Source organism: Bradyrhizobium sp. NDS-1, from assembly GCF_032918005.1.
Lineage (GTDB): Bacteria > Pseudomonadota > Alphaproteobacteria > Rhizobiales > Xanthobacteraceae > Bradyrhizobium > Bradyrhizobium tunisiense.
Genome location: NZ_CP136628.1, coordinates 75,342 through 97,770, shown reverse-complemented (window position 1 = coordinate 97,770; position 22,429 = coordinate 75,342). Strand labels below are relative to the sequence as shown.

The 22,429-nt window shown below is 66.1% G+C and carries 16 protein-coding genes; 4 read left to right on the top strand and 12 right to left on the bottom strand.

Annotation, left to right across the window (positions count from 1 at the left end; all coding sequences use genetic code 11):
- The first annotated feature begins 92 nt into the window (after positions 1-92).
- From accD to RX330_RS00395, 3 genes are all read left to right on the top strand, one after another.
- On the top strand, positions 93-1,034 hold the full coding sequence (accD, locus tag RX330_RS00405; RefSeq protein ID WP_212083356.1) for an acetyl-CoA carboxylase, carboxyltransferase subunit beta: 942 nt from the start codon (positions 93-95) through the stop codon (positions 1,032-1,034).
- A complete protein-coding gene (locus tag RX330_RS00400; RefSeq protein ID WP_317241689.1) occupies positions 1,031-2,374 on the top strand; it encodes a bifunctional folylpolyglutamate synthase/dihydrofolate synthase in 1,344 nt (447 codons plus the stop codon). The genes accD and RX330_RS00400 overlap by 4 nt, the downstream gene beginning before the upstream one ends.
- 124 nt (positions 2,375-2,498) lie before the next feature.
- Positions 2,499-3,239, top strand: a complete 741-nt coding sequence (locus tag RX330_RS00395) for a metallophosphoesterase family protein (protein WP_317241688.1) — start codon at positions 2,499-2,501, stop codon at positions 3,237-3,239.
- A 14-nt stretch (positions 3,240-3,253) separates the two neighbouring features.
- Here the strand turns inward: RX330_RS00395 and RX330_RS00390 are convergent, their stop codons facing one another.
- From RX330_RS00390 to ubiE, 12 genes are all read right to left on the bottom strand, one after another.
- Positions 3,254-4,261: an ATP-dependent DNA ligase gene (locus RX330_RS00390; protein ID WP_317244033.1), complete on the bottom strand. Its 1,008-nt coding sequence runs from the start codon at positions 4,259-4,261 to the stop codon at positions 3,254-3,256.
- Between the two features lie 145 nt (positions 4,262-4,406).
- Positions 4,407-4,727, bottom strand: coding sequence for a thioredoxin (gene trxA / locus RX330_RS00385; RefSeq protein WP_007598398.1), 321 nt, complete (start codon positions 4,725-4,727; stop codon positions 4,407-4,409).
- Positions 4,728-4,795: 68 nt separating this feature from the next.
- On the bottom strand, positions 4,796-8,305 hold the full coding sequence (gene addA / locus RX330_RS00380) for a double-strand break repair helicase AddA (protein ID WP_317241685.1): 3,510 nt from the start codon (positions 8,303-8,305) through the stop codon (positions 4,796-4,798).
- Positions 8,299-11,445 (bottom strand): double-strand break repair protein AddB, encoded by a 3,147-nt coding sequence (addB, locus tag RX330_RS00375; RefSeq protein ID WP_317241684.1) that lies wholly within the window; start codon positions 11,443-11,445, stop codon positions 8,299-8,301. Before addB ends, addA begins: the two co-directional genes overlap by 7 nt.
- A gap of 115 nt (positions 11,446-11,560) precedes the next feature.
- A complete protein-coding gene (locus RX330_RS00370; RefSeq protein ID WP_317241683.1) occupies positions 11,561-12,283 on the bottom strand; it encodes a nucleotidyltransferase family protein in 723 nt (240 codons plus the stop codon).
- A 118-nt stretch (positions 12,284-12,401) separates the two neighbouring features.
- A complete protein-coding gene (locus RX330_RS00365) occupies positions 12,402-12,719 on the bottom strand; it encodes a PilZ domain-containing protein (RefSeq protein ID WP_317241682.1) in 318 nt (105 codons plus the stop codon).
- A gap of 86 nt (positions 12,720-12,805) precedes the next feature.
- Positions 12,806-14,338: a tRNA (adenosine(37)-N6)-threonylcarbamoyltransferase complex ATPase subunit type 1 TsaE gene (gene tsaE, locus RX330_RS00360; protein WP_317241681.1), complete on the bottom strand. Its 1,533-nt coding sequence runs from the start codon at positions 14,336-14,338 to the stop codon at positions 12,806-12,808.
- Positions 14,335-16,839: a sensor histidine kinase gene (locus RX330_RS00355; RefSeq protein WP_317241680.1), complete on the bottom strand. Its 2,505-nt coding sequence runs from the start codon at positions 16,837-16,839 to the stop codon at positions 14,335-14,337. Before RX330_RS00355 ends, tsaE begins: the two co-directional genes overlap by 4 nt.
- Positions 16,840-17,030: 191 nt before the next feature.
- A complete protein-coding gene (gene dut, locus RX330_RS00350) occupies positions 17,031-17,489 on the bottom strand; it encodes a dUTP diphosphatase (RefSeq protein ID WP_317241679.1) in 459 nt (152 codons plus the stop codon).
- Positions 17,486-18,937 carry a bifunctional phosphopantothenoylcysteine decarboxylase/phosphopantothenate--cysteine ligase CoaBC gene (gene coaBC / locus RX330_RS00345; RefSeq protein WP_317241678.1) on the bottom strand — a complete coding sequence of 484 codons (1,452 nt, stop codon included), beginning with the start codon at positions 18,935-18,937 and terminating at the stop codon, positions 17,486-17,488. Before coaBC ends, dut begins: the two co-directional genes overlap by 4 nt.
- Before the next feature lie 56 nt (positions 18,938-18,993).
- Complete coding sequence (gene ubiB, locus RX330_RS00340; protein WP_212083371.1) at positions 18,994-20,568, bottom strand: 2-polyprenylphenol 6-hydroxylase; 1,575 nt, start codon at positions 20,566-20,568, stop codon at positions 18,994-18,996.
- A complete protein-coding gene (gene ubiE / locus RX330_RS00335; protein ID WP_212083372.1) occupies positions 20,565-21,326 on the bottom strand; it encodes a bifunctional demethylmenaquinone methyltransferase/2-methoxy-6-polyprenyl-1,4-benzoquinol methylase UbiE in 762 nt (253 codons plus the stop codon). The genes ubiB and ubiE overlap by 4 nt, the downstream gene beginning before the upstream one ends.
- A gap of 81 nt (positions 21,327-21,407) precedes the next feature.
- On the opposite strand from ubiE, the gene mutM reads away from it, so the two are divergent.
- Entirely contained in the window at positions 21,408-22,289 is an 882-nt protein-coding gene (gene mutM, locus RX330_RS00330) for a bifunctional DNA-formamidopyrimidine glycosylase/DNA-(apurinic or apyrimidinic site) lyase (protein WP_317241677.1), read from the top strand.
- The last annotated feature ends 140 nt before the right edge of the window (positions 22,290-22,429 follow it).

Genomic DNA, 22,429 nt, shown 5'->3' with positions numbered 1-22,429 from the left:
GCGGGCGACACGGCGGCTTGCCGGGCGGAGGCCCGACCGCCATATATTCCTTCAGGCGATCCGCGAGGCGGGTTCGCACATCGGAGCAAACCATGAACTGGCTTACCAATGTGGTCCGGCCGAAGATCCGCAACATGCTGCGGCGGGAAACGCCGGAGAATCTGTGGATCAAGTGCCCCGATTCCGGACAGCTCGTGTTCTACAAGGACGTCGAGGCCAACCAGTTCGTCATCCCCGGCTCGAACTACCACATGCGCATGGGCGCGGTGGCGCGTCTGAAGTCGATCTTCGACAACGAGACCTGGTTCGACGTCGCGTTGCCCGAAGTGACGCCCGACCCGCTCAAGTTCCGCGATGAGAAGAAATACGTCGACCGCATCAAGGATGCGCGGGCGCGCACCAATCTCAACGACGCGATCAAGGTCGGCTACGGCAAGCTCGAAGGCTCCGCCGTCGTCGTCGCCGTGCAGGATTTCGATTTCATGGGCGGTTCGCTCGGCATGGCCGCGGGCGAAGCCATCGTGCGCGGGCTCGAGCTTGCGGTCGAGAAGAAGTCGCCGTTCATCGTGTTCGCCGCGTCCGGCGGCGCGCGCATGCAGGAAGGCATCCTGTCGCTGATGCAGATGCCGCGCACGACCGTTGCCGTGCAGATGCTGCGCGAGGCGAAGCAGCCCTATATCGTCGTGCTGACCAATCCGACCACCGGCGGCGTCACCGCGTCCTACGCGATGCTGGGCGACGTGCAGATCGCCGAGCCGGGCGCGCTGATCGGTTTTGCCGGCGCGCGCGTCATCGAGCAGACCATCCGTGAAAAGCTCCCGGAAGGTTTCCAGCGTGCCGAATATCTCAAGGAGCACGGCATGGTCGACATGGTCGTGCATCGCCACGAGTTGCGCCCGACGCTGGCCCGGCTCTGCCGCCTGCTGACCAAAGCGCCGGCACAGGAAGGCGTATCGAAATCGGTGCAGCCTGTCGTCAGCCCGGCACAGATCGTATCGGCCGCTGAGACGGCGCCGGCTGCGCCCCACGCGTGAACGCGTCCCCCGACAGCGCGAAGACGCCGCTCGGCGAGCTGATCGGGCGGCTGTCGGCCCTGCACCAGAAGCGCATCGATCTCGGGCTGGAGCGGATGCACCGGCTGCTCGCGCGGCTCGGCCATCCTGAAAGCAAGCTGCCGCCGGTGATCCACATCGCCGGCACCAACGGTAAGGGCTCGACGCTGGCTTATCTGCGCGCGACGCTGGAAGCTTCAGGCCTGCGTGTCCACGCCTATACCTCGCCCTATCTCGTCCGCATCAACGAATGCTTTCGGCTCGGCCGCGTCGGCGGTGGCGTGCTGGTCGGTGACGACGAGTTGCGCGCGGCGCTGGAAGAGGTCGAGCGCGTCAATGCCGGCGAAGCCGCGACATTGTTCGAGCTGAAGACCGCCGCCGCGTTTCATTTGTTCGCACAAAACCCGGCGGACGCGGTGTTGCTCGAAGTCGGCCTCGGCGGCCGGCTCGATTCGACCAATGTGATCGATGCGCCGGCGGCCTGCGTGATCACGCCTGTCAGCATGGACCACATGGATTTTCTCGGAGACACGTTGACGTCGATCGCCGGCGAGAAGGCGGCAATCATCAAGCGCGGCGTGCCCGTGGTTTGCGCCGAGCAGAGGGACGAGGCGATGGCCGTGATCGAGGCGCAGGCGAAGCGCATGCATGCGCCGCTGTTTGCTGCGAACGAGAGCTGGCACGTCAATGTCGAGCACGGGCGTCTCGTCTATTCCGATGATCGCGGGTTGATGGATCTCACGGCGCCGCGCCTGTTCGGGCGCCACCAGTTCGACAACGCCGGCCTTGCGATCGCAACTCTCCGTGCCACCAACGCGTTCAAGATCAATCAGGCGGCGTTCGAGGCCGGTATCGTCGGCGCGGAATGGCCGGCGCGGATGCAGCGCATCACCTCGGGCGAGTTGCTCGCTCTTGGGCCGCAGGGCTCGGAGATTTGGCTCGACGGTGGACACAATGCGGAAGGCGGGCGTGTCGCAGCGGCGGCGCTGGGCGACCTCGAAGAGCGGGTGTCGCGACCGCTGGTCGTCATCGCCGGCATGATGGCCAACAAGGATGCGCAGGGCTTTCTCGCCAATTTCGCCGGCCTCACCCGTCACATCATCGCGGTGCCGATTCCCGATACCGAGAACGCGATGCCGGTCGATCGCCTCGCCGACGCGGCGCGCAGCCTCGGCATGCGCGTCGAGACCGTTTCGGGCGTCGAAGCCGCGCTCCGCGCCTTGGCGAAGCTCGCCTATGAGCTGCCGCCGCGCATCCTGATCACAGGGTCGCTGTATCTGGCCGGCCACGTGCTGGCGATCAACGGCACGCCTCCTGCATGAGGTTGCGTGTCCCGGACGCGCGGAGCGCGAGCCGGGGCCCGAAATGCCGCACCATGGGCCACGGCTCAGCAACGCACCACTGCGTGATGCGCTGCCTCCGGGCACGAGAGTAGGGATAACGACAATGCGCTTTGCGGCCATCGCAGACGTCCACGGAAACTATCTCGCCCTGGAGGCTGTCCTCGCCGACATCCGTGCCCTCGGCATCACCGACATCGTCAATCTCGGCGACATGCTGAGTGGCCCGCTCGATGCGCGCCGCACGATCGAAATGCTGATGCCGCTCGACGCCGTTCACGTGCTCGGCAATCACGACCGCTATCTGCTCGACCGTCCGCCGGAGAAGATGGGATCCTGGGATCGGCCCGCCTACGATGCGCTCAGTCCCGTTCAACTCGACTGGTTGCGGGCGGAGCCGATGACGCGGGTGTTCCGCGACCAGGTGTTTCTCTGCCATGCGACGCCGGATGACGATGAAGTCTATTGGCTCGACACCGTGCATCCCGACGGCACGGTGGCGCTGTCACCGCTCGACCGCATCGAGCAATTCGCGCTGGGGCTTCCGCAGTCCCTGATCCTCTGCGCCCACACCCATCTCGCCCGCGCCGTGCGACTTCGCGACGGCCGGCTGGTCGTCAATCCCGGCAGCGTGGGCAGTCCCGGCTTTCGTGACAAGCATCCCTATCCGCACATGGTGGAGGCGGGCACGCCGCACGCGCGCTATGCGCTTCTCGGACTGGCGAATGGAGCCTGGCAGGTGACGTTCCGCCACGTCGCTTATGATCACGAAGCGATGGCCGCGCTGGCACGGCGCAACGGTCAGCCGGAGCTGGCGAATGCGCTGGCGACGGGATGGATCAAGTAGCTGTCGGGACGACGTCACTTCAACAGCTTCATCGGATCGGCCGCCTTCTGCTTCAGCTGCTCGAAGGTGCATTGCCGCGGCGCCTTGTCGGGGCGCCAGCGCAGGATCGAGGTGCCGTGGCGGAAGCGTTCCCCGCTGAAATGGTCGTAGCAGACTTCGATCACCAGCTTCGGCTTCAGCGGACACCATTTCGCGGACCGCTCGGTGGACCAGCGGCTCGGGCCGCCCGGCGCGTTGCCGGTGAAACCGGGTCTTGCGATCAGCGCCTCCAGCCGGTCGGTCAAAGCCGGTTTCGCCTCCGCCTTGATGGCCGAGGTGAAGCCGACATGATGCAGCAAGCCGCCGTCGTCGTAGAGCCCGAGCAGCAGTGAGCCGACGACGTTCCGGCCCGCGATCTTGTTGGAGGCATAGCGGAAGCCGCCGATGACGCAATCGGCGCTGCGGAACTTCTTGATCTTCTGCATGCCGTCGCGGTTTCCGGCCTGATAGGGCAGATCGACGCGCTTGGCGATGACGCCGTCCGAGCCGCCGCCGGATTGCGCCAGCCATTTTTTGGCCGTGGCGTAGCTCGTCGTCGACGGCGAAAGACGGAAGATGCTGCCCTTGAGGCTGGCTTTCGCAAAAGCCTCCAGCGCCGGCCGGCGCTCGCTCAGCGTCTTCTCGGCCAGACCCTTTTCCCGGGACGTCGCGAGCAGATCGAAGACGAGGTACAGCGCCGGCGTCTCCTCCGAGAGTTTCCTCACACGGCTCGCCGCCGGATGAATGCGTTGCAGGAGGGCGTCGAAGGAGAAGCTCTTGCCCTGCGGCACGACGATCTCGCCATCGAGCGCGAAACGATCGGCTTTCACCCTCAAGGCGGCCGCGACGATCTCGGGGAAATAGCGCGCGAGATCCTCGCCGGACTTCGAGCGCAAATCGACGTCACCGCCATTGCGCGACAGCAGGCAGCGGAAGCCATCCCATTTCGGCTCGTATTGCCATTCCTTGCCGCGCGGGATCTCGTCGACCGAACGCGCCTCCATCGCGACGAGAGAGGTCGATCTTCGGGCACGCTTCGCGGGAGGGGCTGGCAAGGGCGGGACTCGTCATACGCTGCACACGCCCCGTCAACGCAGAACGGCCGGCATTTCGCCGGCCGTTGTCGAAAATAATCTTGCGCGAGGCGGATCAGACCGCGGAGGTGATCCACTGCTGCAGCTTCGCCTTTGGCGCGGCGCCGACCTGGCGGGAGGCCATCTCGCCGCCCTTGAAGATCATCAAGGTCGGGATCGACATCACGCCATACTTCGACGCGGTCTTGGGGCTCTCGTCGACATTGAGCTTGACGATCTTGACCTTGTCGCCCATCGCGCCGGCGATCTCGTCAAGCGCGGGTGCGATCATGCGGCAGGGGCCGCACCATTCGGCCCAGAAATCGACGACGACAGGGCCGTTTGCCTTGAGCACTTCGGCTTCGAAATCGGTATCGGAAACCTTGCCAACGGCCATGGGAGTACCTCGTTCGGTTGAAAGAATCGGCGCGACGGGAATCGCGCGCCCGGGATCATGGCGTCAACCTATGAACGGCCCCTTGCCGGGTCAAGGACGCTCACGCCGAGATGAAGGGATGCCAGCGCCGCGTCCAGCGCGGGGGCCGAAATCTCCATATATTCAAGGGCCTCGGTCCAGAGCAGGACGGCTCGGACAGGCTTTTGGGGATAAAGCCGCGACAGCACCGCCCGGTACAGCGCAAGCTGCCGGACATAGGCGGCGGGCGCCTCGGCCGCGCTTCTGGGCGCCGCCTGGTTGGTCTTGAAATCCACGATCAAAACCTCATCGGGACGAACGACGAGCCGGTCGATCTGCCCCGACACCAGTGCTGGCTCGCGGCCCGGCCGCTCCAGTTTGCCGACGATGGCGACCTCTGCCCGGCTACCGGCAGCAAAGACCGGCGCGAAGCGCGATTCAGCGACCAAAGCGAGCACTTTGTCGGCCAGCGCGGTGCGATCGGGCTCCGGCCAGTCCGACACGTTGCGGGCCATGAAGCCGAGCGCCGCCTCGCGCCGCCGTTCGACGGCGATATCGGGCAGGGATTGCAGCAGCCGATGCACCAGCGTGCCGCGCTGCAATGCGAGGGCGCGGGACTGCACCGATTCGCCTGATCGCACGGCGCGTCCCTCCTCGGACGGCTGGCCGGAGGGCCGCACCGGATCGTCGTCGACCGTCTGATGTGGTGACGGCGCCCGCAGCCAATCGGGCAGGGCGACGGTCTGGTTGACGGAGGTCGCGGGCGTTCCAAGCGCCGCGACATCCTCGGGCCGGGCGAATCGGGTGACCTTGCCGAGCGGCGTCTCGCTCACCTGCTTGTCGAGCCCTGAGCCCGCGAGGCCGGTGTCGATCAGGTCATACCAGCTCAACTTGCGGACCGCCTTCCTGTTGCCCGGCAGGCAGCCCCCGACGATCAGACGATCGGCCGCCCGTGTCATCGCGACGTAAAGCAGGCGGCGATACTCGTCCTCGGTCTCCTCGAGCATCGCATTGCGCGCCTCGGCGACCGGCTTGGGATCGTCCGCCTTGCGCCCGGCCCAGACCACGACCTCACCGCCATTGCCACGCGGCACGTGGATCAGTTGAAGCCGCTGCGAATCCGCCGGCGACGATGTGGTGTCGACCATGAACACAACGGACGCCTCCAGGCCCTTGGCGCCATGCACCGTCATCACCCGCACCTCGTCGCGCGAGATTTCCATGTCGCGCTTCACTTCGGTGTCGGCCGAGCGCAGCCAGGCCATGAAGCCCTGCAGCGAGGCCGGCGCCTTGCGCTCGTAGTTCAGCGCGAGCTCGAGGAATTCGTCGAGCGCGTCGTTGGCCTCATGGCCGAGCCGGCGCAGGATGCGCGCGCGTCCGCCGTCGCCGCCGAGCAGCCAGGCGTAGAAGGCGAACGGCGTCTCGTCGCGGGCACGACTCTCGCAGGCCTCGAGCCGGCGCAAGGCGGTCGCGAATTTCTCGCTTGTGGCTGCATGCTCGCCGAGCGCGCGGCGCAGCGATCCCTTTCGCTCATGGGCCAGTTGAAACAGGTCGTCGTCGTCGAGCCCGAACAGCGGGCTCTTCAGCGCCACCGCGAGCGCGAGATCGTCCTGCGGCAGCAGCAGCGCGTCGGCGAGGTTCATCAGGTCGATGATGGCGATGTGCTCGGTCAGCTTCAGCCGGTCGGCGCCGGCAACCGGGACGCCGGCATGCTTCAGCGCCTGGATCACGGCGTCGAACGCGTTGCCGCGCCGCCGCACCAGGATCAGCATGTCCCCATATCGCAGAGGGCGGCGCTCGCCTTCGTGCCCCGTCAGCGTGCCGCTCTCGACCAGCCGCTTGATCTCGGCCTGAATGCGGCGGGCAAGTTTGACCTCGGGGCTGGTGACGGCGACGCCGTCGAACGGCGCGCGCCAGCCTTCGATGTCCTGCCTGTCGTCGGCCTCCGCGAGATCCCACAGCTCGATCACGCTCGGGCCCGCATCGGCCAGCGCATTGTGCAGGGGATGGCCGATCTCGACCGAATGGATGCTCTTGTAGATCTGGGGATCGCGGAAGACGTGGTCGACCGAGTGCAGGATCGTGGCGCCCGAGCGGAACGAATAGGTGAAGGCGACGGGATCGAACTTCAGTCCCGCTGCGGTGAACTTGCGGTGCAGCTCGCGCCGGCGCGCGTCGAATTCGTGCGGAGCCGCCCCCTGGAACGAGAAGATCGATTGCTTCTCGTCGCCGACCGCGAACACGGTGCGGTTCAACCCTTCGCGCGCGCCTTCTCCGGCCGTGAACTCCGAGATGATGTGCGCGACGATGTCCCACTGCCGCGGACTGGTGTCCTGGGCCTCGTCGATCAGGACGTGGTCGACGCCGCGATCGAGCTTGTAGTGCACCCAGCCGGAGGCGACGCGGTCCAGCATCGCCAGCGTCTTGTCGATGAGATCGTCGTAGTCGAGCAGCCCGCGCTCCTGCTTCTCGCGGCGGTAATTCGCGGCAGCCGCGGTCGCGATGTGCAGCAGGGCCGCGGTGCGATCCCGAACCATCACGGCGCGGCGCTTCTCGATCAGCCCTGCAACGCGCTGCGCCTCGGCTTCGAACAGGCGCGCCACGGACGGATTGTGATCGCAGAATTTCTTGGTCAGCACCGCCTTGCGCGGCAGCTTGTCGTCGGTGAGGAACACGGACAGATAGGCATCGACCTGATCGCTGCCGGAAAACAATTTTGCCGCGCGCAGCCGCCCCGCCTGGTCATTGTCGGATTTGCTGCCCTCTTCCAGCGCGAGTGCGATGTCGTCCCAGCGTGATCGCGGCAGGAAAGGTCCATCGAGAATTTCGGTCTCTACGTCCTCGATGCGGTCGCTCGTGTCGACGCCCAGCACCGCAGCCATCTGAGCGGTAGCGGCTTCCGTGTTGCCGGCTTCATCGGTCCAGGCCATGAAATGATCGCGGCTGAGGCACGCCTCGCGCACGACCTCCTTGAAGGTGACGTCGGCGGCGCTCGCCATCGCCGTCAACAGCGCGCGGCCGGTGACGCTGTCCGGATCGCGCGCAGCTTCCAGCAGCACCTTCAAATTGGCGCGCTCCATCATGTCGGTCTGGTCGCGCTCGTCGATCACGGAAAAGCGCGCGGGAACGTTGGCCTCGAACGGAAATTGCTGGAGCAGGCGGGTGCACAGCGCGTGGATGGTCTGCACCTTCAGCCCGCCCGGCGTCTCCAGCGCGCAAGCGAACAGCTTTCGCGCGTTGCGGCGCAATGTTCGATCAGGATGCGGGATGCCGACCGCCTTGATCGCGGCGTCGAGCGCGGTGTCATCCAGCGTCACCCAGTGACCGAGCGTGGTGAAGACGCGCTCGGCCATGTTGGCGGCGGCGGCCTTGGTGAAGGTAATGCAGAGGATCTTCTCAGGCGGCACGCCGGATAGCAGCAGGCGGATCACGCGCTGCACCAGCACATGCGTCTTGCCCGAGCCGGCATTGGCCGACACGAAGGCCGAGGCGGTCGGATCGGACGCGCGCGCCTGCCTGGCGCGTACTTCGTCCGGGATGGGGCGCGGCGCCTTCACCATTCCTCGATTCCCAACCCGCCGGCCGCGGACCATTCCTTGATCCGGGCGAGGTCGTCATAGGCGCCGTAGCGGTTCGTCCACATCGGCAGGTTCAGCGAGGTGTAGGGCTGATTCTCGTCCTCGAAGGCGCGGATCAGCGCCTCCAGTTTTGTCCGCGCTTCTGCTGCCGCCGTGTCCGGCGGCTGCGGCTCGTCGCCTTGCTTGTACCTGAGCTCGAGGAGGCGCTCTTCGCCCGGCGGGTTGTTTCCGCTGAGACGGACATAAACGAGCTGGCTCACGGAGGAGCCGGCATCGATGTCGGGGAAACCGCCCTCGCGCAGGATCGCGGCTTCCAGCGTGAGCTGCGGCGACAGGCCCATGCGAACCTGCTTGCCGGTCGGCGGCTGTCCGGTCTTGTAGTCGAGGATGGCATAGCTGCCGCCCTTGCGGCGCTCGATACGGTCGGCGCGCGCGGAAAGATAGAACGTGCGCGCATTGTCGAGCTGAATCGAGATCTCGCCGCGGGTCTCCGCGGTGATCGCCTCGATCGCCTCGCGGCGCACGGTCTCCCATTCGCCGAACCAGCGCGCGATGCGCTGGAAGCGCGGCCACCACAGCGCCCGTGCCTCGGGCCGCTCCATCAGCGGAGCGAAATACTTTTCGCCGATTGCGCGCAGCGCGCGGGCGGGATTGTCGGGCAGGCGCGTGGCGTAGGTTTCGGTGAACTCACCGAGTGCATCGTGGATGGCCGAGCCGCGATCGGCGGCGGACAGCGGCATATCGACGGGATCGAGCGCATCGAGGCGCAAGATGTGCTTGGCGTAGATCGTATAGGGATCGCGCAGCCAATCCTCGATCGCGGTGACCGACATTCTCAGCGGCCGCGTTGCGCGCGGCGGCCGCGGCTCCGGCTGCTTGATCGGCCTGACTTCGGCGGGCTGGTCCAGCGCGGCGGCGAACTGCACATATGCCTCGCCGGCGCGAACGGCCGCCTTCCAGAATTCGTCGCCCGCGACAGCCTCCAGCCGGTGCAGGAAGCGCGAAGCCACCGCCGGCGCGCCGCCGGCCTTGGCGGAATGGGTGAGGATCACCTCGTGACTGCCGAGCAGTTGGGCGAAATCGTGCGCGGAAAGGCCGATGCGCCGCTCCGGAAGGTCGAGACCGAGCTCATGCCGCATCGGCCGGCTCAGCCAGGGATCAATCCGTGGCGCCGGCGGCCAGACGCCCTCGATCAGGCCGCCGATGATGATGCGGTCGGCCTGCATCAGGCGCGATTCCAGCGGGCCGTAGATCTGCAGCCGCGCGCCCGGTCTGTCTCGCCGCCGCACAGCGCGATCGCTGAAGGCGGTCTGGAAGACGTCGGGATAGTCGGGCAGCGGCGCCATCAATCCGCTGGTCGTGCTGCCGCGCAGGAGATCGTCGAAGGCGCTGGCGAGCGCGAGGCCTTCGCGCTCCTCGAAGGCAAGCGGAATGCCCTGCTCGTCGCGCGACAGCTCGATCATGATCTCGCGGTGGCGATGCGCAAGTTCGGCGAAGTCATACTGCTTCGAAGAGGCCAGGCTCTCGATCGGTGCCAAGGCATTTTTCAGGATATCGATCAGCGCCTGGATGCGATCGAGATCCTCCGCCTTCAGACGTGCGCGCGGCTCGGCCTTATGGAGCGCGGAGACCTCGCTGCGCCACAGCTTTGCCAGCTCCTCGCGAAAGCGGTTGAATTCGCGCAGGAGGCCGGCCGTGCCGGCAGGCGGACGCGTGCCGCGCAAGACCGCGAGCTCGAGTCCCTCGATCGCCGTCTTCCACGCGCCGGGGGCGCGGCCGAGCCGGCACAGCGGATGCTTCAGCATCGCCAGCAGCGTCGGCGGCTCCAGGCCCTTGGTCGCGGCCTCCGCGGTGAGTCGGGCAAATACGCCGGCGGAGGTTTCCATCAGCACGTCGCCGCCGGAATCGTCGAAGGCGAGATCCCATCGTGTCAGCGCAGCCATCACCCGTCGCGCCAGCGCACGGTCGGGTGTCACCAGTGCCGCCGATTTGTCGAGATGCCGCGCCTCGCGCATGGCGATGGCGATGGCGAGGGCTTCCATTTCAGGGTTGGGGGCTTCGACCACCGCGAGATTCTTCATGCCGGCGGCGATCTTCGCGGCCACGTCAGGCTGCTTCAGCCGGTCGTGCCAGACTTCGGTCTTGGCGGAGGGCCGCATCGATTCCGAGGCGAGGATGTCGCGGCCGCCATCGGCCGGCGGCTGCAAAATCTCGACGTCGCTGCGCTTGATGCCGAAACGATCCAGCAGCGCATTCATGGCATATTGCGGATGGTTCGAGGCCGGGTGCTCCACGAATTTGCCGAGCGCATCGCGAACGCCGCCGATGCTGCGCCAGGCGTCGTCGTCGAGGTCCGTGTCGAGGCCCGGCAGCACCACGGCACCATGGGCTAGCTGCGCGACTGCGTGCAGGAATCTTGCGGTGGCGGGCATCGAGCCGGTCGAGCCGGCTGCGATCACGGGGCCATTTGGATGCGCGGTCAGCCGTTTGGCTTCCGCCGCGATCAGGAGATCGCGCCGCGCCGCCGGTTCGATCCGCTTGATCTCGGCGAGATGGCTAGGCCAGGCGATGCGCGCGATACGCAAAAATTCGAGCGAATGCTGCCAGTAGCGGTCGAGGTTATCAGGCACGAGGCCGTCGAGCGCGTTCCAGTCGACGCCGCGCGTGACCATGTCGTCGATCAGGCGTGCGAGGTCGCCAGCGAGAGCCAGCGTCGAAGCGGGCCCGCCGACCACCAGCGGCGCCAGCACCGGGCCCTTGGCCCAGGCGGCGACCAGTTGCGCGAGCGTCAACCGCCGTTCGAGCTCGCCGAGCCGCGGCGGAATGTCGAGCGGCGTCGCGCCGGAAAACTGCTCGCCTTCATCTGCGAAGGCGAGCTCGTCCTCGTCGATGTCGCCGAGCGCAACGATGCGCGGCAGCACCACGGCGTCGACCTTCATCTCGTCGAGGAAGATCTCGCGCACCACCCGCATCGCGCGTCGGGTTGGAAGGTAGAGCGTGGCGTCCGCCAGTCGCGCCGGCTCCTTGCGCGCCTCGAATCCCTCGACCAGCCGTCCCTCCAGCAAGGCCGTGACGACCGTGCGCAGGAACGGAACCGAGATGGGAACGCTGAAAACACGCATGGGCTGCCTGATTCGTAGGATCAGGCAATATAGGGAGATGGGGTCGAATGGTCATGGGGCGGGATCGGATCTTCCCCGCTGTTCGCGCGACCAGCACAGGTGCCGTAGGGTGGCCCTACGCCACGCTCTCCAGAAACGCCTCTTCCGCGGCGCGCACCGCATCGGGGGTGCCGACATGCATCCAGACGCCGTCGAGGCGCAGGCCGAACAGCCGCTCCTGCTCATTGGCGCGGTCGAACATCTTGGTCAGCGAGAACTCGCCCGCCGGGGCGCCCTCGAAGATCGACGGCGACAGGATCGCCGCGCCGGCATAGACGAACGGAACGACCTCTTTTTCCTTGCGCTTGCGCAGGGCGCCGTCGGGCAGCATGCCGTAATCGCCGCGCCCGCTATAGCCGATGCTGGTCGCGGTCGGCGCCATCAGCAGCAGGATGTCCATGCGCTCAGGATCGAAGTTTTCAGCGAGCCGCGTCAGATTCGAGCGCACGCCGTCGATCCACAGCGTATCGGAATTGACGTGGAAGAACGGCGCATCGCCGAGCAGCGGCAGCGCCTTGACCACGCCGCCGCCGGTACCGAGCACCTGGTCGCGTTCGTCGGAGATGGTCACGCGCGGACATTGGCGCGATGCGGTGTGATCGATGATCTGGTCCGGCAGGTAGTGCACGTTGACCACGGCCTCGGTCACGCCGGCCTGGCCGAGCTTGTCGAGCACGTGGTCGAGCAGCGGCTGGCCGGCCACCGGGACCATCGGCTTCGGCATCTTGTCCGTCAACGGACGCATGCGCAGGCCGAACCCTGCGGCGAGCACCATGGCTTTGGTCGGTTTGACGGACATCCTTCGCTTTCTCAGACCTTTCGCGTTCGCAGCAATCCTAACACGGGGTTCGATCAGCCGCACCGCATCTCAACCGCCTTAACCAGCCGCCGTGACGGTTGTACGACGGGTGTTGCCGTCATGCCCCGACAGCTGTGGAGCGCGCCTTTTTCTTCTTGTCGCCGAGCTTGAGGAAATTGACCCCGATCTGGTCGCCATTGACCCAGGCCAGCTCGCAGCGCCGGTAGGCCAAGCCGGTGGACGACAGCAACAGAAAGAACTCTTTCAGATGCAAGCCCTCGACCGAGCCCTCGATGGTCAGCTTGGCGCCGGTTTCGGAGACGTCCTCCATGGTGCAGTCGCGCCGCCAGGTACCGTCGATCCCCATCATCTGGGCCGAGATCCCACGCTCGAAAACAACCCGGCTGTTGCCGCGCTGGTCCGTCTTTATCGCCATGTGCCCGCTCCAGCCCCGTAATGATCCGGCTGCCTCGCCGCCAGAATACCGACGTCTTGGCTAACAGCCGGTAAATCGGCCCCAAATCAGGGTTGTGAAGGACTTTTGGGCGGTGGGACGTGGGCGAGATACCAGTCGCGCAAGGAGCTCAGCGACGGATGCGCCAGCGAGCGTTGGAGATAGGTCCAGATCCGCGGCTGGTGACGCAAATAATGCGGCTTGCCGTCGCGGCGGTTGAGGCGGGCGAAGGTGCCGAGCAGCCGCGTGTTTCGCTGCGCCGACATGATGGCGTAGAGCTCGGCGAAGCCGGCGGCGTCGAAACGCGAATCGTTTACGCGGCGCGCCTTGATGTAGCGCGACAGCAGCGTCAGCTCGGTACTCTCCGGCACGTCGATGCGGGCATCCTGGAGCAGAGAGACGACGTCGTAGGAGTGCGGTCCGAGCACGGTGTCCTGGAAATCGATCACGCCGACGCGCTCGACGCCGCTACGATCTCCAAGCCAGATCAGATTGGGCGAGTGGTAGTCGCGGATGACCCACGTCTTCGGCGAGGCCTGCGGCTTCTTCAGAAGCTCGCGCCACATCGCGAAGAACTCTGCGCGCGCCGCTTCGCCCAGCGGCGCGTTGCGGTCGGGCAGATACCATTCCGGCATGAGGCCGATCTCGATCAGCATCGCCTCGATGTCGAAGACGGGAATGGCATAGGTCTGCCCGTCCAGGGGCAGCGCCTCTGGCAACGTCTTGCCGTGCAGCAAAACCAGCACGTCGGTCGCGACCTCGTAGCGCTCGCCAATCGGTCGCGGCGGATCGCCTTCGATCACGCCTTCACTGCCGAAATCTTCCGAGATCAGGAAGCCGTGGTTGAGATCGAAATGGTGGATCTTCGGCGCAGATATCCCTGCCGCGCGCAGGCCTTCGTCGACGGCAACGAACGGCTTTATGTTTTCGGCGAGATGCACTGCTGCGCTGTAGGACTTGCCGTCATAGAGCACGGCGCCATCGGGGCGCTGCGGCGAGTTCATGAGAATGACGATGCCGTCGTCACGGATCAGCCGCGCATAGGAGCGCGTCGAGGCATCCCCGGCCATACGCTTGCGGCCTGCGTCGATATAGCCGGATGCATCCAGAAACTCGCGCAGCGCCTTCAACCGCGCCACGGTCGCGGCGGACTTGCCATAACCGGTGATATCAGCGGCGCGCGCATTCGAGCCCAGTGCCGGGCGATGCGTCAGCGTGATGTCGATGCGGTCCTGTGGCATCGCCGAGGGCGCGCGCTCGGGCCACTCGATCAGGACGAGGGTGGCATCGGGCAGCGGCGACAGCCCGATCTCCTCGAGTTCGCTCTGGTCCTCGACGCGATAGAGATCGGCATGAATCACCGGAAATGGCGGCAGCTCGTAGCCCTGCACCAGCGTGAAGGTCGGGCTCGGCACTTCCAGCTCGTCGTCACCCGCGAGATAGCGGATCAGGCTGCGCGCCGCCGCGGTCTTGCCGGCACCGAGATCGCCGGTGAGGGTGATGACGTCGCCCGGGCCGACCAGCAGGGCAAGGTCGGCCATCAATCGTGCGGTGGCCGTCTCGTTGTGAAGCGCGACGGAGAATGTGACGGGTTCGGTCATTCGGCGGCGTCGCGATGCGCCGCCTGGTCGGTCGGGAAGTCGCAGATCACGACCGTGCCCCGGCCGACGATGGAATCCACCCGCACCTTGCCGCCATGCAGCTCGACGAAGGAGCGCACCAGCGACAGGCCGAGCCCGGCGCCGCGGTGACGCGAGCCCTGCGAGCGGCTTTCGAACCAGTTGAATACCTTGTCCTTCATGTCGGCAGGTATTCCAGGTCCCGAATCTGTCACGGTGAAGACCACGCTGTGCTCGGTGCGCCGCGCGCTGATGCCGACGGTGGAATCCTGTGGAGAAAACCCGACGGCATTGGCGAGGAGGTTATAGAGCACCTGCACCACGCGCTTCTCGTCGCCGATGAAGCTGCCGATATCGGGCGCGATCTCGACCTTGAGGCGGATGCGGTCGGTGGCGAGGCGGTCCTGGATGCCTTCGGCGGCAAGCTCGATGGTCTTGCTGACGTCGACCGGTCCAAGTTCCAGCTTCATCGCGCCGGCGTCGATGGTGGCGAGATCGAGAATGTTGTTGGTCAGCGCCAACAGCGCATTGGTCGATTTGGTGACGTAGTCGAGATATTCGGCCTGTTTCGGCGTCAGCGGCCCGGTCGAGGGATCGCTGAGAAAGTGCGCGAAGCCGATGATGGTGGTCAGCGGCGAGCGCAGCTCGTAGGAGACGTGGTGGACGAAATCCACCTTCATCTGGTCCGCGGCCTCCAGCGCCTCGTTGCGTTCGCGCAGCGCACGCTCGACGTTCTCGGTGTCGGTGATGTCCTGGAACGTCAGCATGGTCGCACCGTCATGCAGCGGCCGGATCATGCCGTCGAGCACGCTGCCGTCCTTGCGCTCCAGCTTCAGCGGAACGTCGGCGCGGCTCTCGATCGAGGTGACGGCCTCACGGATCTGGCGCCAGACGGCGGGATCGTCGAACAGCTGCTGGCACCAGCCTTCGACCGTCTGGATGTGCGGCTCGTCGCGCATGGCGTCGCTCGACAGCTTCCACATCCGGACGAAGGCCGGGTTGAACAGTTGGGCCTTGCCGTTGCTGCCGAATACCGCGACGCCCTCGGCGAGGCTGTCGAGCGTCTCGCGCTGAACGCGGATCATGCCGTCGAAGCGGCGGGCGAGCTCGAGGCTTTCTGTGACGTCGTCGAACAGATAGGTCACGCCGCCTTCGGGGTTCGGCGTGGTGACGACCGAGAGCGCTCGGCCGTCGGGCAGGTACCAAGTGTCCTTGGTGGTCTCGACCGCGCGATAGGCCTCGTGCAGCTTGGACTTCCAGGCCCGGAAGTCCGGCTGCTCCGGCAGCTTGCGCGCTGCACGAAGCTGGTCGAGCACGCTGGAATCGTCAGGATTGGCGTCGAGGAAGCTGCGATCGAGGTCCCATAGCCGGCGATAGGAATCGTTGTAGAAGGCGAGCCGGCGCTGGCCGTCGAACACGGCAACGCCCGAGGAGAGCTGATCGAGCGTGCGGCGATGCGCCTCGGCCATGCGCACCAGCGCCGAGCTGAGCCCATCCGCCTCGCTGGCATCGATGGCGACGCCGACGCTGCCGTTGCCGACATTGACGGCGCGCACGTCGTAGATGCGCCGCTCGCCGCCGATCACGATCGGCAGCCGCGCGTTGAAGTTGGTCGCATCCTTCAGGCCCCGCTCCATCGCGGTGCGGTCGGCGCTGTCGAGCAGCTCGAGCTTGCGCTCCTGCGCGTCGGTGACGCTGTTCGCCTCGGTGGCACGGACATAGGCCGGGTTGGCGTAGGTCAGCGCGCCGTTCCCGCCCTTGGCCCAGATCGGCCAGGGTGCGGCGGCGGCAAAGCCGCGCAGCATCTCGGTCTCGTCGGAGAGCGCGTTGTAGCGCAGATTGGTCTCGGCCAGATCGCGGCGCAGCCCGGAGAGTTCGCGAATCCGGACGATGGCCTGTCCGCCGATGGCGCGGCCGATGGCCTCCAGCGTGTGGCCGTGCGCGGTGGTCAGCGTCAGCTGGAACCCGTCGCCGCGGTCGCGTAGCGCGTCGACCGCATGATCCATCTGGAGCGCCGGCTCCGGCGGCAACCAGGTTCCGAATGCGAGCACGCGCTGCGGGGAGGAATCGCGCGGCAGCACCATGGAAATGTCGCCGGAGATTTGCGCGCGGTTGTCGCCGGCCGGCCAGGAGATCAGGATCTGCGGCTCGGCGAACAGCAGCGCGCCGAAACGGTCGGCCTGGAGCTGGAGTTCCCCGATTCGGGCGCGCAGCCGCGCCTCGTTCTTCGCGGTACGCACCCGCGTGCGCATCAACAGGATCGCTGCCATCACCGAGAAGCCGAGCAAAGCCAGCGCGGTGGCGAGCACCGCGAGTTCCTGCCGGTTGAAATCCAGCATGATGGAGAGGGTGTCGATGAGGTCGGCGGCCTCGGCCGGCGCAGCCGGCAGCAGCGCTGCAAGAGCGCCTCCCAACAAGCCGTTGCGCACGAGCGATGTGCACGACAGCAGCGTCCGACGCATCGACACGATCACGCCTGACATAGTTGCCCCAAGATCGCACGGATTTGCGCGCGACGACCCCCGTCGCGCGCGAATCAAAAGACAATACCCTCACCGTGACTCCGCCGGTAAGAGTCCAGATCGTGAACGCAAACACGGCCCCCCAAAAATGCGGGGCGCGATGTTCCCGCTCACGTCGTTCCCCGCGGTGTTTCGGTTGGAACTGCCGTGCGTTAGCGGCCGGTCGAGCCGAAGCCGCCGGCGCCGCGATCGGTCGCCGACAAGGTGGTCACGGGAACCAGGGCGGCCTGCACGACGGGCGCGATCACCATCTGGGCGATGCGCTCGCCGCGCTTGATGACGAAGGCGGCTTGCCCGTGATTGATCAGGATCACCTTGATCTCGCCGCGGTAGTCCGCGTCGATCGTGCCCGGCGCGTTCAGCACGGTGATGCCGTGCTTGGCGGCAAGCCCCGAGCGCGGCCGCACCTGCGCCTCGTGCCCGGCCGGTAACGCGATCGCAAGCCCGGTCGGCACCAGCGCATATTGGCCGGGTGCCAGCGTGAGAGGCTCGTTGTCAGGAACGGCGGCCATCAGGTCGAGCCCGGCGGCCTCCACCGTCTGATAGGCCGGGAGTGGCAGGCCATCGGCATGGGCGAGGCGTTGCAGTTCGACAGTGACCTTCGTGCTCAAGATGCCGGCTCCCGGGATTTGTCGCTCACGCTTTTCGCGACATGCGCGACCAGTTCGATGGCGACCTGTTCCTTGGTCATCACCGGCCAGGAATCAACAGCAATCTCGCCGTCCTTCTCGTCGCTCTTGCGGCTTATGAGATGTACCGTATTGCGGTCGCCGCCCATCACGCCGGTCGCCGGCGAGACGTCATTGGCGACGATCCAGTCGCAGCCCTTGCGCGCGAGTTTTGATTTGGCGTTGTCGATGAGGTGCTCGGTCTCGGCGGCAAAACCGATCACCAGCGGCGGCCGCTTGTCGGTCAGTTTTGAAATCGTGGCGAGAATGTCGGGATTCTCAACAAGCTGAAGCGGGGGCATGCCGGCGGCGGTCTTCTTCAGTTTCTGCTCGCCCTCGTTGGCGACGCGCCAGTCGGCGACCGCGGCGGCGAAGATCGCGATGTCGGCGGGCAGCGCAGCCTGCACCTGCTCCAGCATCTGCCGCGCCGATTCCACATGCTTCACCGTCACGCCCGGGGGATCGCCGAGATCAACCGGGCCGCTCACCAGAATGACTTCGGCACCCGCCGCTTGCGCCGCGGCGGCAATGGCAAAGCCCTGCTTGCCGGAGGAGCGGTTGGCGATGTAGCGCACCGGATCGATGGGCTCGTGCGTCGGACCTGCGGTGATCAGCACGCGCTTGCCGGCAAGCGGCTTCGGCACCGGCGGCCGCAGCAGTCTCTCGGCGGCGGTGGCGATCTCGATCGCTTCGGACATGCGACCGGTTCCGGCCTCGCCTGCTTCCGCCATCTCGCCGGAATTGGGCCCGATCAGCACCACGCCGTCACGCTGGAGCAAGCTGACATTGCGGCGCGTGGCCGCATTGTTCCACATCAGCGGGTTCATTGCCGGCGCCAGCAGCACCTTGCGGTTGGTCGCGAGCAGGATGGCACTGGCGAGATCGTCGGCATGGCCGTTCGCCATCTTCGCCATCAGATCGGCGGTGGCCGGCGCCACCACGATCAGGTCGCAATCGCGCGCGAGCCTGATATGGCCGGCGTCGAACTCGCTCTGGGGGTCGAACAGGTCGGTATAGACGCGCTCATGCGACAGCGCGCTCGCCGCCAGCGGCGTCACGAATTGCTGCGCCGCCTTGGTCAGGACGCAGCGCACCTCGATGCGGCGTTCCTTCAGCCGGCGAATCAGGTCGAGCGATTTGTAGGCGGCGATGCCGCCGCCAATGATCAGGGTGACGCTGGCCTCGGGCGGGGCGCCGGTACGCTGGGGCGTGGGGGTGGTGGATGCTGCCGGCGGCGCCGAAAACGGCGTCAGCGGCTCCTCGCGGCCCTCGATCAGCTCCCGCAGGATGACCCGGACTTCTTCCTCGACCGACCTGCGGTTCCTGGCTGAACGCAGCCGCAGATAGGTTTTGACGTGATCGTCCAGCTTGCGGATGGTCAGGCTTGCCACGAGGCCCTCCAGCACAGAATGATAGCGATGCTATCATCTGTATGATTGCAGTGCAATCATAGATTCCGGACGGCGATCAGGATGCCGATGAAAGTCGCGGCGATGATCCAGAGCGCGACGGTGCGCCAGCGGGTCTTGCGGCCCTCGCTGCGTCCCATCGCGGCGATGCTCTCCGGGGACAGCCTTATCCCCTCCCGCGTCATGGTTTCCAGCTGCTCCAGCACCTTCACCGACCGCTCGGCGATCTCCGGCAGGCGCATCAGCACGCGCGCGATGTCTCCGGTGCCCGCAAGGGCCCCCTGCACCCGGCCGATCGGACCGAGATTGCGCTCGATCCATTCGCGCACCACGGGGTCGGCGATCTTCCAGATGTCGAGCTTGGGATCGAAGCCGCGCGCCACGCCTTCGACCACCACCATGGTCTTCTGCAGCAGGATCAGCTCGGGCCGCGTCGTCATGTCGAACAGGCCGGTGACTTCGAGCAGCAGCGTCAGCAGCCGCGCCATTGAGATCTCTTCGGCCGTGCGGTTGTGAATCGGCTCGCCGATGGCGCGGATGGCCTGCGCGAAATTCTCGACCGAGTGATGCGCGGGCACGTAGCCCGCCTCAAAATGCACCTCGGCGACCCGGCGATAATCGCGGGTGATGAAGCCGAGCAGGATTTCGGCGAGGAAGCGCCGCTCCTTCATGCCGAGCCGGCCCATGATGCCGAAATCGACCGCGACGAGACGGCCGGCATCGTCCAGGAACAGATTGCCCGGATGCATGTCGGCATGGAAGAAGCCGTCGCGCAGCGCGTGGCGCAGGAAGCTCTGGATCACCTTGCGACCGAGATCGGGCAAATCGACCTGCGCCTCTTCCAGGCGCTTGTGGTCGTTCAGCGCGATGCCGTCGATCCACTCCATCGTCAACACGTTGTGCGTGGTGCGATCCCAGTCGACGGTCGGCACGCGGAAGTCAGGGTCGTCGCGCGTGTTCTCCGCCATCTCCGACAGCGCAGCCGCCTCCAGCCGCAGGTCCATTTCCATGGCGACCGAGCGCGACATGGTGTTGATGACCTCGATGAGGCGCAGCCGCCGCGCTTCCGCCGAGTAGGCCTCGGCCTTGTGTGCGACGAAGAAGAAGTCGGAGAGATCGCGGCGGAAGCGCGCGGCCACGTTCGGCCTGAGCACCTTGACCGCCATCGCCGTACGGATCCCGTCGTGCAAGACCTCGCCGCGATGCACCTGCGCGATCGAGGCAGCCGCGACGGGTGGCCCGAAGCTCACGAACACGTCCTTCAGCGGCCGCTCCAGAGACGTCGCGATGGCGGCCTCGGCCTCGTCCTGCGGAAACGGCGGCAGGCGGTCCTGGAGGCTTTCGAGGTCGCGCGCCATGATGACGCCGACCACGTCGGGGCGCGTCGCAAGGAACTGTCCGAGCTTGAGATAGGCGGGGCCCATTCGGGTAAGAGCCCGCGAGATCCGCGGGCCGTGCTTGGTGCCGCGGCGTTCGACGAGGCGCGCCAGCTTCAGCGCGAGCTGCCCCGGCGGCGGCACCAGGCTCGGATCGACCGAGCCGAACACGCCCTCGCGGGCAAACACGAACGCAGCGCGGATCAGGCGCGCAATGTGGGTAAAGGCAGAGATCACAAACGCCAGCCCGAATGCAGAGCGACGATGCCGCCGGACAATGTCTGCCAGCTGACGCGGGCGAAGCCGGCGTCGCGGATCATGTCGGCGAACGCGTTGGGTTTTGGAAACTTGCGGATCGATTCGACGAGATACTGATAGGACTCGGCGTCGCCCGTGATCATGCGGCCGAGCGGCGGGATCACCTTGAACGAGAACAGGTCATAAAGGCGATCGAGCCCCGGCATCTCGACGCTAGAGAATTCCAGGCAGAGGAAGCGGCTGCCGGGCTTCAGCACGCGATAGGCTTCCTTCAGCGCAAGGTCGATCCGCGGCACGTTGCGAATGCCGAAAGCAATCGTATATGCGTCGAAGCTGCGGTCGGCGAAGCCAAGCGATTCGGCATTGCCTTCGACGAAATCGACCCGGGTTTCGAGATGGCGCTTCGCGGCGCGCTCGCGGCCGACCGCGAGCATGTCGGTGTTGATGTCGCAGACGGTGGCATGGAAACCTGCACCTGCGGCCTTGGCGGCGCGGAACGAGATGTCCCCGGTGCCGCCGGCCACGTCGAGCAACGCGAACGGCCGGTCGCCCCTCGGCGGGTCGAGCGCCGTGATCATGATGTCCTTCCAGACCCGGTGCAGGCCACCGGACATCAGATCGTTCATCAGGTCATAGCGCGACGCCACGCTGTGAAACACGTCGTTCACCAGCGTCTGCTTGTCCCCGAGGGGGACGTCCCTGAAGCCAAAATGCGTGGTTTCGCCCGGCCGATCCATTACTCTACTCCACTGGGCGGACCATAGCGCGCCCGCCGCAATGGCGCTATCACACCACCCTCATAAGGTGAATGCCTGACCATGCCTGAATTGCCCGAAGTCGAGACCGTCCGCCGTGGCCTTCAGCCCGTCATGGAGGGTGCGAAAATCCTGGTCGCGGAGGCCCGCCGGCCGGACCTGCGCTTTCCGTTCCAGCCGGACTTCGTGGCCAGGCTCAAGGGGCAGCTCGTCACCGGCCTCGGCCGCCGTGCAAAATATCTCATGGCGGACCTCGCCTCCGGCGATGTGCTCTTGATGCATCTGGGCATGTCGGGCTCGTTCCGTGTCATCAAGCCTGACAACGACGCCGTGCCTGGCGAGTTTCACTATCCGAAGGCCAAGGATTCCGCGCACGACCACGTGCTGTTTCGCATGTCCTCCGGCGCCGACATCGTCTTCAACGATCCGCGCCGTTTCGGTTACATGAAAGTGATTGCGCGCAATGCGCTTGATGAAGAGCCGCTGCTCCGCGGGCTCGGCCCCGAGCCGCTCGGCAACGAGTTCGATGCCGCGATGCTGGCGCGGTCCTGCGCAGGCAAGCTCACGAGCCTGAAGGCGGCGCTGCTCGACCAGCGCGTGGTCGCCGGGCTCGGCAACATCTATGTCTGCGAAGTCCTGCATCGCTCGCATCTGTCGCCGCGGCGCGTTGCTGCGACACTATCGACCAAAAAGGGTGAGCCGACCGATCACGCGAAGCGGTTGGTCGGCGCGATCCACACCGTGCTCAATGATGCCATCAAGGCCGGCGGCTCGTCATTGCGCGATCATCGACAGACCACGGGCGAGCTCGGCTATTTCCAGCACTCCTTCAAGGTCTATGACCGCGAAGGTGAGAAGTGCACGACGCCGCGCTGCGGCGGCACGATCAAGCGCTTCACGCAGAATGGTCGCTCGACCTTCTGGTGCTCGAAGTGTCAGAAGTGAGGATCAGGCGAGCCCTTCGAAGGCCGTGAGGCTCTTCGAAACCAGCTACGGGGTCGTTGCGAGCGCAACGCCGGTAGATAAACTTCCCAAAACGCGAAGCGAAGCAATCCGGCCGGGCTGGTGACCGGATTGCTTCGTCG

What these genes read in the sequence shown, in the direction of transcription:
- accD (WP_212083356.1), top strand. Translation starts at nt 93, where the DNA reads ATGAACTGGCTTACCAATGTGGTCCGGCCGAAGATCCGCAACATGCTG.
- RX330_RS00395 (WP_317241688.1), top strand. Translation starts at nt 2,499, where the DNA reads ATGCGCTTTGCGGCCATCGCAGACGTCCACGGAAACTATCTCGCCCTG.
- RX330_RS00390 (WP_317244033.1), bottom strand. Translation starts at nt 4,261, where the DNA reads ATGGAGGCGCGTTCGGTCGACGAGATCCCGCGCGGCAAGGAATGGCAA.
- trxA (WP_007598398.1), bottom strand. Translation starts at nt 4,727, where the DNA reads ATGGCCGTTGGCAAGGTTTCCGATACCGATTTCGAAGCCGAAGTGCTC.
- addA (WP_317241685.1), bottom strand. Translation starts at nt 8,305, where the DNA reads ATGGTGAAGGCGCCGCGCCCCATCCCGGACGAAGTACGCGCCAGGCAG.
- addB (WP_317241684.1), bottom strand. Translation starts at nt 11,445, where the DNA reads ATGCGTGTTTTCAGCGTTCCCATCTCGGTTCCGTTCCTGCGCACGGTC.
- RX330_RS00370 (WP_317241683.1), bottom strand. Translation starts at nt 12,283, where the DNA reads ATGTCCGTCAAACCGACCAAAGCCATGGTGCTCGCCGCAGGGTTCGGC.
- RX330_RS00365 (WP_317241682.1), bottom strand. Translation starts at nt 12,719, where the DNA reads ATGGCGATAAAGACGGACCAGCGCGGCAACAGCCGGGTTGTTTTCGAG.
- tsaE (WP_317241681.1), bottom strand. Translation starts at nt 14,338, where the DNA reads ATGACCGAACCCGTCACATTCTCCGTCGCGCTTCACAACGAGACGGCC.
- RX330_RS00355 (WP_317241680.1), bottom strand. Translation starts at nt 16,839, where the DNA reads ATGTCAGGCGTGATCGTGTCGATGCGTCGGACGCTGCTGTCGTGCACA.
- ubiE (WP_212083372.1), bottom strand. Translation starts at nt 21,326, where the DNA reads ATGGATCGGCCGGGCGAAACCACGCATTTTGGCTTCAGGGACGTCCCC.
- mutM (WP_317241677.1), top strand. Translation starts at nt 21,408, where the DNA reads ATGCCTGAATTGCCCGAAGTCGAGACCGTCCGCCGTGGCCTTCAGCCC.